The 11,860-nt window shown below is 58.3% G+C and carries 4 protein-coding genes; 3 read left to right on the top strand and 1 reads right to left on the bottom strand.

Annotated elements, in window-relative coordinates:
- The first annotated feature begins 94 nt into the window (after positions 1-94).
- Complete coding sequence (locus ACMXYH_RS06425; protein WP_415766629.1) at positions 95-1,219, top strand: OpgC family protein; 1,125 nt, start codon at positions 95-97, stop codon at positions 1,217-1,219.
- 193 nt (positions 1,220-1,412) lie between these two features.
- On the opposite strand, the gene ACMXYH_RS06420 is transcribed toward ACMXYH_RS06425, so the two are convergent.
- Positions 1,413-2,831 (bottom strand): amino acid permease, encoded by a 1,419-nt coding sequence (locus tag ACMXYH_RS06420; RefSeq protein ID WP_129438101.1) that lies wholly within the window; start codon positions 2,829-2,831, stop codon positions 1,413-1,415.
- A 633-nt stretch (positions 2,832-3,464) separates the two neighbouring features.
- On the opposite strand from ACMXYH_RS06420, the gene ACMXYH_RS06415 reads away from it, so the two are divergent.
- A complete protein-coding gene (locus ACMXYH_RS06415) occupies positions 3,465-6,581 on the top strand; it encodes a transglycosylase domain-containing protein (protein ID WP_415766628.1) in 3,117 nt (1,038 codons plus the stop codon).
- Between the two features lie 155 nt (positions 6,582-6,736).
- Complete coding sequence (locus ACMXYH_RS06410; RefSeq protein WP_415766627.1) at positions 6,737-11,857, top strand: NEL-type E3 ubiquitin ligase domain-containing protein; 5,121 nt, start codon at positions 6,737-6,739, stop codon at positions 11,855-11,857.
- Positions 11,858-11,860: the final 3 nt, after the last annotated feature.

Raw genomic sequence — 11,860 nt, 5'->3', positions numbered from 1 at the left:
ATCACGCCACCCTGCGCGCCGCCGATGTGCGGCGCGCAACCTTTGGCGCCTTCGGCTACTCCTTATCTCAACACCCGTTCACGAGCCCGCCGTCATGACGTTTGAGCGCGATCACCGAATCGACTTTTTTCGCGGCCTGGCACTGATCTTCATTTTTTGGGATCACGTGCCTCACAACCCCCTTGGCCAAATCACCCTGCGCAATGTCGGTTTCAGCGATGCCGCAGAAATATTCGTATTTCTCGCCGGCTACGCGGCCGTTCTGGCCTACGGCAAAATCCTTGCACGCGATGGTTACCTGATCGCCTGCGTGAAGATTCTGCGGCGCGCCTGGGTGCTCTACGTGGTGCATATTTTCCTGCTGGCCATGCTGATGGGCATCGTGTTCTTCGCCAACAGTCATGTGGAAACCCGCGATCTGGTGGAGGAAATGGGCCTGCATCACTTCATCACCAACCCCCAGCAAGCGTTGACGGATGAATTACTGCTGCGCTTCAAGCCGAACCTGATGGACCCGCTGCCGCTGTACATCGTGCTGCTGGCGGGATTGCCACTGGTCCTGCCGTTGCTGGTGCGCAAGCCGTGGGCGGTCGTAGCGGTGTCATTGGCGGTGTACCTGCTGGCACCGCGGTTTGGCTGGAACCTTGCGGCCATCAAGGACGGTGTGTGGTACTTCAACCCCGTCACCTGGCAACTGCTGTTTATCCTCGGCGGCTTTGCGGCAATTCACGGGCAGCGGCCACGGTTGCCCGACGCTCGCCCGCTGTTGCGCCAGCCCTTGTTTGTCAGCGCGGCGGTGTACGTGGTGGTGACCGGCGTGATTACTGTCTCCTGGCGCTGGCCGGAAATACACGATGCCGTGATGCCGGCCATCCTGAGCAATCTGCTGTACCCGATCAGCAAGACCGATCTGTCGCCGGTCCGTCTGCTGCACTTCCTGGCGCTGGCCTATGTCACCGCCAGGCTCTTGCCCGGCAACGGCTGGACGCAAAACTGGCTGGCGCAGCAATGCTGTCGCATGGGGCGCTACTCACTGGAAGTTTTCTGCCTCGGCGTGCTGTTGGCGCCCTTGGCGGACATGCTCAACGCCCTGACCGATGATGCGTTTGCCATGCAGGTTTTCACCGCATTGGTGGGTGCCGGGGTGATGGCGTTGCTGGGGGCGTGGCTGGATTTCAACAAGCGGTTGAATCGGCAAATGTCGGTGGCGGCCGCTTAAGATCAAAAGATCGCAGCCTCGTTTCACTCGACAGCTCCTACAGGAATTGCAATTGACGAACGTACACGGACGATCGGCAAACACATTTCCGTGTAGGAGCTGTCGAGTGAAACGAGGCTGCGATCTTTTGATCCTCCAAACCCAAAAGCCCCGATCATCACGACCGGGGCTTTTTCATTTCAGGCGTTACGTCTTACGAAGCCGAACGCACCGCACCCTGCGACACATTGGTCGGTTGCAGCTTGAACACGTAGAACAACACCGTCAGCAGGACCAGGAACGCCGGGCCCACATAGAGCGCCACGCGAGTGTCCGGGAAGTACGCCATCAGGCCGACCACCAGCACCAAAAACGCCAGCGCCAGGTACGAGCTGACCGGGTACAACCACATCTTGTATTTCAGGCCGGCACGTTCGCTGGCGCTCAGGCCTTTGCGGAACTTGAGCTGGGCCAGCAGGATCATCACCCAGGTCCAGATCGCGCCGAAGGTGGCAATCGCCGTCACCCAGACGAACACTTTCTCAGGCACCAGGTAGTTGAGCAGCACGCCCAGCAACAAGGCACCAATCGACAGCAGCAAGGCGCGACGCGGCACACCGTTGTTCGAGGTCTTGGCGAAGCCGGCCGGGGCCTGGCCATTCTGCGCCAGGCTGTACAACATGCGCCCGGTGCTGAAGATGCCGCCGTTGCAGGACGACAGTGCCGCGGTGATCACCACGAAGTTGATGATGCCGGCGGCGGTCTTGATGCCCAGGCGCTCGAAGGTCATCACGAACGGGCTGCCCTGAGTGCCGATTTCGTTCCACGGGTAGATCGACAGGATCACGAACAGCGCGCCGACGTAGAACAGCAGAATCCGCCAGAACACCGAGCCGATCGCATTGGGAATGGTCTTCTGCGGGTTCTTCGCTTCACCGGCGGTCAGGCCGATCATCTCGACACCGAGGTAGGCGAACATCACCATTTGCAGGGACATCAACACGCCTTGCACGCCGTTGGGCATGAAGCCGCCATGCGCCCAGAGATTGGAAATCCCCAGCGCCACGCCGTCGTTACCGAAGCCGAACGCGATCACGCCGATGCCGCCGACGACCATCGCAACGATGGTCACGATCTTGATCAGGGCGAACCAGAACTCGAACTCACCGAAGGCTTTCACCGCGATCAGGTTGATCGAGCCCATGCTGATCAACGCAGCGAGTGCCCAGATCCAGCGCGGCACATCGGGGAACCAGACGCCCATGTACACCGCCACCGCGGTGATTTCCGCAACGCAGGTCACCAGCCACAGGAACCAGTAGTTCCAACCGGTCAGGAAGCCCGCCAATGGGCCGAGGTAGTCTTGAGCATACCGACTGAAGGAGCCGGCGACCGGGTTGTGCACCGCCATTTCGCCGAGGGCGCGCATGATCACCAGGATCGCCAGACCGCCGATGATGTAGGAAAGCATGATTGCCGGGCCAGCCATCTCGATGGCCTTGGCCGAACCGAGGAACAAACCGACGCCGATACAGGCGCCGAGCGCCATCAAGCGAATATGCCGTTCGCCGAGTTCGCGTTTGAGCGGGCCGCCTTGAGCGGTCTCGCCATTGGGCAGGTGATTGCCTGGCATAGGGGTACAACCTCGTCTTGTTATTGGATATGACCACCGAGTGTCGAAGCGCTGACCGGTAAGCCAATGCTTTTCTGAAACCGGGCCTGCTTCGTGGGCAAACCCGTCTTGTAGGACAACACCTGCAAGATCAGCGGGGCGTGCAGTATAAAAAGCTTCCTACAGGGTTTTTCACTCTATAAACCACAACATTTAGCGAGAACTCTCGGGAAAAGTTAGGTTTACGGAGGGGCATTACCTGCCTTACGTAGGATTATTCGCTAATGAAACGGCGCGGAGTATTGCACGGTAGTGGTGCATCGTCATGTCCCCAACTTAGGCGGCATTTACGCTCCGATGGCTCTAATCCAAGTATCTCGGGCATACACACTGCCGCCCCCTGTAGCAGCTGCCGAAGGCTGCGTTCGGCTGCGCAGCAGACGTAAATCAGACACTGCGGTATGCCAGACAGGTCAAGGTCACAGAATTAGCGACTGCTGCGCAGTCGAACGCAGCCTTCGGCAGCTGCTACAGGGACCCACTTGGATCCGGAAAAAAACCGGGAGAACCCTGTTCACAATTTTTTCACCAAGGCCAACCACCGTCTAAGCTTCAGACAAGTCCTCTCAATCTGCGTGAATGGATCAGTCGACTATGGGCGTTTTGTGGCAAACCGATTCGAGAAAAAATGTGGTTCCGACTGAACGTGTGGATGAAACGCCTTTACCTGAAAAACCCCCTCGCAGTCGTACGAAGCACGGTTGGGGGGCGTTCTGGTTGTTGTTGCTGATAATTCTGATTGTCCTGGGGCTGGCCGCGGCCAAGGAAATGCGCACGTCGAAGTTTCAATCCCGGGAGCTCAGCCAATTCGCCGCCACCCTGAGCTACGAGCTGAAACCCGGTCCCAGCGATGCCATTCACTATCCCGGCGCCGGTCCTTTCGACCTGCGTCTGGGCTACAGCTCTCTGGATGAATTCCTGCCGCGTCTGATCAAGCGTGACTACGTTGTGGCGGCACAGACCCGGTTTTCCCAAAAATTGATGGACTATACCGACAAGGGCTTTTTCGTGCCCTACGCGGAGAAGATCCAGGCTGGATTGTCGATCACCGATTGCCGTGGTGCACCGCTTTACCAGTACAAATACCCACAACAACTGTATTCAAGCTTTGCGGCGATCCCCCCTGTGGTGGTCAACAGTTTGCTGTTCATCGAAAACCGCTTTCTGCTCGATCCCCTTCAGCCACGGGCCAACCCTGCCGTGGATTGGCCTCGGTTCGGCATGGCGGCGTGGTCCCAGGTCGCCAAGTTGTTGCACCTGCCGGGCCAGTCGGCGGGCGGCAGTACCCTGGCAACGCAACTTGAGAAGTACCGGCATTCGCCCGATGGCCTGACTGTGTCGGGCGCGGAAAAAATCCGTCAGATGATTTCTGCCAGCGTGCGCGCCTATCAGGCCGGGCCGGAGACCCTCGAAGCCCGGCAGAACGTGATTCGCGATTACCTCAACAGCGTGCCCCTGTCGGCAGTACCGGGCCACGGTGAAGTGCATGGCATGGCCGAAGGTTTGCGCGTCTGGTACGGCGCCGATTTCAACCAGGCCAACGAGCGGCTGGCCAGCAAGGAGACAGATCCGAAAAGCATGTCGGAAAAAGGTCTGGCCCTGCGTGAGATGCTGTCTTTGATGATTGCCCAGCGCCGTCCTTCCCACTACCTGACCAAGGGCCACGATGAACTTTCCGAACTCACCGACAGCCACATTCGTCTGCTGGCACTCAATAGCGTGATCGATGCGCCACTCGCGGCAGCGGCATTGGCCAGCAAAGTGACCTATCGCGACTGGCAGACACAGCCAACCATTCAGCCGATCGAAACCAACAAGGGCATCAGCGTGGCGCGCAGTCGTCTGGGCGGGTTGCTCAACCGTCCGCTGTACGACCTCGATCGCCTTGACCTTTCCGCCACCAGCACCCTGCAAGGCGAGTTGCAAGCCCAGGCTACCGAGTACCTCAAGCATCTGGCCGATCCTGTGTTTGCGGCGCAGATCGGCTTGATGGGCGAACGCCTGCTGACCCCCACCAGTACCGCCCAAGTACGCTACAGCTTCACGCTGTTCGAACTGACCCCGGACGGCTCGCGGGTGCGGGTGCAGACCGACAGCACCGACCAGCCCTTCGATATCAATGAAGGCAGCAAGCTGGAACTGGGCTCCACCGCCAAGATGCGTGTGCTGACCACCTATTTGCAGATCATCGCCGAGCTGCACGATAAGTACGCAACGATGACCGTCCCGGAACTGAAGAAGGTCGACGTCCCTGAACAGGACCGCCTGAGTCGCTGGGCCGTCGATTACCTGATCCAGAACAAAGACCGCAACTTGCCAGGCATGCTCGGCGCTGCGCTGGATCGCAAATACTCGGCCAGCCCCGGCGAAGCTTTTTTCACCGGTGGCGGGCTGCACACATTCGTTAACTTTCGCAAAGAAGACAACGGCCGCCTCCCTACCCTGCGTGATGCCCTGCGTGAGTCGATCAACCTGCCGTTCATTCGGCTGATGCGTGACCTGGTGCGTTACACCACGTATTCCGGCCCCAACAGCAGCGCCGAATTGCTCAAGGACGACCGCGACCCTCGCCGCCAGGAATACCTCGCCTCGTTTGCCGACCGCGAAGGCACGTCGTTCCTGCTCAAGTTCTGGAAGAAATACAAGAACAAGGACACCCAGGCGCGGCTCGAGACCTTCCTCGACAGCATGCGCCCGACACCGATCCGCATGGCCGCGGTGCATCGTTATCTGTTGCCACAGGCCAGTCAGGAAAGCTTCAACATGTTTGTGCGCGCGCACCTCAAAGGCGCCAAGCTCACCGAAAAACTGACCGACGAACGCCTCCAACGGCTCTACGAAAGCTACGGCCCTGGCGCCTACGACCTACCGGACCAGGGCTTCATCGCCAAGGTTCACCCGCTGGATCTTTGGCTGATGGGCTACTTGTTGAACAACCCCGACGCCAAGTTCAGCCAGATCGTCAAAGCCAGCCAGTTCGAACGCCAGGAAGTCTACAGCTGGTTATTCAAAAGCCGTCACAAGGGCGCCCGCGACAGTCGCATCCGCACCATGCTGGAGATCGAAGCGTTCCTCGACATTCACCAGCGCTGGCAGAAAGTCGGCTATCCGTTCGATCACCTGGTGCCGTCGCTGGCTACCGCCATCGGCAGTTCCGGCGACCGTCCGGCAGCATTGGCGGAGCTGATCGGTACCATCCTCAACGACGGCGTGCGCATGCCCACACTGCGCATCGACAGCCTGCACTTCGCGGCGAATACGCCGTATGAAACCAAACTGATCAATGACCCGGATGTCGGCAAGCGAGTCATGCCCTCCGAGGTCGCCACGGCCATGCGCGAAGCCTTGTCGCAAGTGGTCGATGCCGGTACGGCCAAACGTGTTTCTGGCAGTTTCATCACGCCGGATGGCAAACCGTTGGCCATGGGCGGCAAAACCGGTACGGGCGATAACCGCATCGAAGCCTTCGGTTCGGGTGGGCGAATTCTGAGTTCGAAATCCATTAACCGCACCGCGACCTTCGTGTTCTACATCGGCGATCGTCACTTCGGCACGATGACTGCGTTCGTGCCCGGGCAATCGGCCGAAACGTTCAAATTCACCTCGGCGTTGCCGGTGCAGGTGCTCAAGGGGATGGCGCCAATTCTGACGCCGTACCTGCAACCGGGTAGCAGTGTCGCGTGTCAGCCGGTTCCGACATCGCGACTGTGAGCTTTTGCGCAGCAGGTGGTATTTAATTATTTTTCAGATTTGAATACTTACCTGTTTACCGGCTGGAAGCGCCGGTTAAGCACAGATCTTTAGACTGTTGTTTTTAGCCCCGACAGATAGGCTGATCATTCTTAAAACGATCAAGGATGATTGCCATGTCTGACGCTCCCACGCTCGGCCAAAACATCAACAAGGGCCGGCACTACGAGTTCATCAAAAACACCATCAGCGACAACTTCAAAGACGCCACTGTCGGCAGAGGCCGGGCACTGGCGGCTGCTGGATTGAAGATTGAGCCGTGGTACACCACATCGCCCGCCACCCATCATGACAAGCTGAAAGCGGCCAACCTCAAGGCATGGCGCTCGCAGAATACGGTCGACAAACTGTTCGAAAAACTGGACCTCCATTCGTTCGCCGCGCCCCTGCTCCAGGCAGAGCTCAAAAAGCGTTACGGAGTCGAGCATGACGTCAAGCACACCTACTTGCGCCTGTACCTTCCCAAGGATTTGCCCTGGTATGTGATCGACCTGCGGGATGGTGTCACAGCCCGAACCGTGTCCATGCTGGATGCGGCGCTGCACAACTTTGCAAAGAGTGAACAGGTTGATACCGGCTCGGACTTCATCACCGAACCCGACCATCGCGGGCACTTCGATGTCCTGTCGATCAAGCGGAAAATGACCATCAGCCAGTTCCAGGCGCTGTGCCGGGAACTGGACATTGGCGCCCGATATAGAGCCTATCTCGAAGGCTACCTGCTCCCCGGCGACCCCGTGGCCAAAGCCTTCCTTCGAAAGACTGTGACTGAAAGCCAGAAAGACGCACTCGCCGTCGCCGCGCAACTGGCGCTGATGACCGAGGATATCCAATACGACGCCTACAAACTGATACTGGCGCTGGCAAAGGGCGAATCTCTACCGCTCCTCAATGGGAAACAAATGCTGTGTTGCGATTTCTCCATGATGGGGACGCGTATGACCGGCATTGTTCTTTTGCTTCCTGTCATGCAAGACAGCGGAGGTATTCGACGGCTCATTGCCTATGTTCCCCATGACCCGGATCACCCGCTCAAGGAATACGAATCAACAGATGCCTTCATGACGGAACTGGCGCGCCAATTGCGTGAAAACAACGTCGGCCCATCATCAAGGCAAAATTACCGACAATTCTTCAGCCAGTTTGTCGATCAACAGCAGCGCGGGCATTTTTTTGCCAATCTGGATCGAGGCCTCAGCACCATCGAATGGCATGACAAAGAAGATCGGACGGATCAACGTCCAACGTGGCGCGAAGAACCTGTGCCTCACCTTCGCTTGCAGTTCCTGTCCCTGCCAGTTCATCGGGATTACTGGACATATGCCTACCAGCAGAAATTCAACAAGGTCCTCAACGACGCGCGTGAAATCGCCGTGTCCACCGCCGACACAGATACCAAGGCGCGCTGGGCCTGGTGGGACAACTTCAAGAAAATCGTATCGGACCTTTTCAACGTCGCCCTGTTGATCGCCACGCCATTCGTGCCGGGTCTGGGCGAACTGATGATGGCCTACACCGCTTATCAACTGACGAATGACGTCATTGAAGGCATTGTCGATCTGGCCGAAGGTCTGGCAGTTGAAGCAACCGAACATGTGATCAGCGTGGTGACGGACGTCATTCAACTGGTGGCGTTTGGGGCGGGTGCAGCGATTGGCAGCACGCTTAGATTCAAATTGTCGGCGCTGGTCGAGGGCATGAACCCGGTCACGTTGCCCAACGGCAAACAGTCGCTGTGGCATTCCGATCTCAAGCCTTATGAACAAGCCAGCCTGAACCTGCCCACTGATTCGAAACCCGACGCCCTCGGCCTGCACCGACACCTCAATCAGAACATCCTGCCACTTGAAGGCAAACTCTACGCCGTTGAAACCACTTCGCGCGATCCGAGCACCACACACCGCCTCAAACACCCCACCCGACCGAATGCCTACTCGCCGAAGCTCAAACACAACGGCAGCGGCGCCTGGGTGTTCGAGGGCGAAAATCCGCTCGACTGGAAAGGTGAAATCCTGATGCGCCGCCTCGGCCAAAGCGTCGAGCGCTTTACACCAGCGGAGCGCGAACGGATCCGGATCAGCAGCGGAACCGACGAAGGGGAACTGCGGCGCATGCATGCCGAGCATGCGCCACCGCCGCCACTGCTGGTCGACGCGATCAAGCGCTTCGGCGCGTTTGACGATGTACAGATCGCCAGTGCGAACATCCGTGCCGGACGACCGCTCGACCCATCGTCCGTGTGGTTCGAACCACTGCTGACAAGGCTCCAGGGCTGGCCCGCCGAACGGGCGCTGAAGGTTTATGAACGGTCTGACTTGAGTGGTCAGTCACGCACCTACGGCAACGCCCACGCAAATGACGCCAATACCCTGAGCATCGGCCTGCCAGAACTCCTGTCCGGCCGACTGCCCGAACGGGTTTCTGTCTTTTTGAACGACACCGAAATCAACACCCTGCTGGGGCGCGACGTACCACGCGCCGAACGCACCCAAGCCGTGCGTGACCGATTGGCGGATGCCGTCGATCAGCAACAGGGCGAAATGTCCAAACGTGCGTACCAGGCAGGTGAACGGTCGAACAGGGCGCAAACCCGCGTGCTGAAACAGACGTTCCCGGACATGCCGCTCACGCTCACGGAAAAAGTCCTGACTGAAGCAAAGCCAGCCGAACTGCAACGAATAGCCGATGAAAGTCGCCTGCCCCTGAGGATCAAAACCCTGGCGCGCGAAGTGAATTTCGAAGCGTCCACCGCCCGCGCCTACGACGGTTTTTATCGCGACGAAATGATGGTGCCGAACACCGAGATGCTAGCGCTGAGAACCCTGACACTTCATAACGAGAGCCTGAGCGATTTGCGCATTGAGGTGCGAGATGGCGCATTTGACGGCCCGCTACGCTGTAGTGTCGGCCCCGATGATGCCTCGACGGTACGGCTACTGATCCGCGATGGGCTGGGCCGCTACGAGGTGCTCGACGGGGACAACCGGCAGCTGCACAAACCCGGCGACTTCTACGAAGCGATACTCAATGCCCTGCCCGACGACAAGCGCACGGCATTGGGTTACTCGCGCGGTCACGGTCACCTGCTCAAACTATGGATCATGGAAACCTCCGCGCCGTCGGGCGAACGCCGAACATTGCTGGCGGAACCGCCCATTCGCGCCGTTGCCACGACTGAAACCGTCAATCTGGTGCGTGGTCCGTTCTGGTTCTTTGGCGAAAAAACCCCGGAGCAGAGGATCAAGGAGCTGCATCCGCAATTGAGCGATCAGCAAGTCACCAGGTTTCTTCAGGCATTGCGTGCCAAGGGCGATCCCAACCAGGCCATCGACCGCATCAGGGATGACTTCAAGCAATTGCGCAACACCTTACAGGCGTGGCGGGAAAACCAGCCTACTCAATTCGACAGTGTCGGGGATCCCATCGCCGGGATTAACAGGGACTTCCTGCAAAACGGCGGAAGGCATATCGAGGAACGGCTGCTTGAGTGCTTCGAACGCAAGAGCGAAGCGTTCGGCGAGCGCAATATCCATCCGGACGGTGGCTATACGCTGGATCTTTCCGCCGAAATCATGGGCCCGGATCTCGAGCGCTGGTGGAAGCAAATACGCAAGCTGGCCGACATCGGAAAGTTCCTTGACCAGATCACCGTGCTGAACCTGGACAAAGCGCGTTTTTCGGTCGACAGCAACGGTCTCTTGAACGACTTCCCGAACCTTCGTCAGCTGAGCGCCCGCAACACAGGATTGACCACGGTGCCATCCGATATCGGCAAGCTGGGTCAACTGACAACCCTGGATTTGGCTGACAACCGAATCAGTCTGAGTGCCAATTCGCTCGAGCAGTTGAGCAACCTCTCCAACCTGGAAACGCTGAGGCTGGACGGCAATCCGCTGCGCCAGCCCCCGAATGTCGGTGGCATGGGCGACTTGAAAGTATTAGGTCTGGCAAATACCGGTATCGAAGACTGGCCGCAAGGTCTTTTCAGCGACGCGGCCGGCGAGAGAAACCGCCCGCGTGGCTTTGCTCTCGACATGCGCCAATGCCCGATCAAGACCGTACCGGAGGTCGCACCAGGGTCGGATCAAGCGTTCATCCTGGCACGTGCGCGATTCGGCACCCTGCGGCTTTCCGATGCCGACCGGATCCGTTTTGGCGACTACCGCGAATCCATGGGCTTTGCCCGTCAGCAGGCCTATTCAGGAGCTGTAGAGAATGAACTGAGCCATTGGAAGCCGTCCTCGAACGCACCATCGGTTTTCGATTTGTCCGAGGGTTACAAAGTACACAGGGAAGAGTCCTGGCACGATGTGATGGCCGAACCCGGCTCCACCGATTTTTTCAGGGTCATCAGTAAACAGAGAGAGAGCCGGGATTACCGGGACGTCGGAGCTCGCCAGCAGTTGACCAAGCGCGTCTGGCAAATGATCGATGCCATGGCGCTGGACTCCGATTTGCGCGAAGAACTGTTTAAACAGGCCAGTCAACCCGAGAGCTGCGCGGATGCCGGGTCGCAGCTGTTCAACAACATGGGGCTCAAAGTACTGGTGTCGCAAGCGTACACAGAATCGGCGTCCACCACGGTGCTCGACGACAAACTGGTCAGGCTGGCCCGTAGCGCCGCTCGCCTGGAAAAGGTCGGTGATGTCGCCAGAGCCGAAATCAGCAGCCAGCAGCAAAAGTTTCTGATCAATCCGGCAAACAACACCGCTCCGGATGATGTGGAAGTGCACCTGGCGTTTGAAACGGGACTGGCGAAACGCCTGGAGTTGCCGTGGCAGTCCGAGGGCATGCTGTTTGAACCGAGATCCGGTGTAGATCGGGCGAAAATCGACACAGCCTATGACACGATCATCGAACGGGAGAAAGGCGACGGGCTGGTCAATGGGATGGTCGATTCATTCGAGAACCCGTTCTGGGAGCAACATTTGCGTAAAACCTACCCTGAACAGTTCGAGTCGAACGATCAACTTTTCAAGGAAAAACAACGGCAGCTCGAAGAGCTGCGCGAGGTTCAAAACAAGTGGGCAAATAATCAGGATAGGGCTCAGACAACACCGCTTCAGAAAAAACTGGAAGCGTTGACCCGAGCGCTGAACGTTCCAGAGAAAGACGTGTTCAGTGGTGAAAAAATGAGCACATCGTTTTATAACAGGCTGGTGCAAGACATGGGCTATGCACGGAACGAGTTGGCCAGAAACCTGACCCGGGCAGCGATGGCACGAGCCGGACTTTGAAAA

This window comes from Pseudomonas frigoris (assembly GCF_047758635.1).
Taxonomy (GTDB): Bacteria; Pseudomonadota; Gammaproteobacteria; order Pseudomonadales; family Pseudomonadaceae; genus Aquipseudomonas; species Aquipseudomonas frigoris.
This window is presented reverse-complemented; position numbering and strand designations above follow the sequence as displayed.

Coding starts and splice junctions, on each gene's coding strand:
- ACMXYH_RS06425 (WP_415766629.1), top strand. CDS start 95: ATGACGTTTGAGCGCGATCACCGAATCGACTTTTTTCGCGGCCTGGCA.
- ACMXYH_RS06420 (WP_129438101.1), bottom strand. CDS start 2,831: ATGCCAGGCAATCACCTGCCCAATGGCGAGACCGCTCAAGGCGGCCCG.
- ACMXYH_RS06410 (WP_415766627.1), top strand. CDS start 6,737: ATGTCTGACGCTCCCACGCTCGGCCAAAACATCAACAAGGGCCGGCAC.
- ACMXYH_RS06415 (WP_415766628.1), top strand. CDS start 3,465: ATGGGCGTTTTGTGGCAAACCGATTCGAGAAAAAATGTGGTTCCGACT.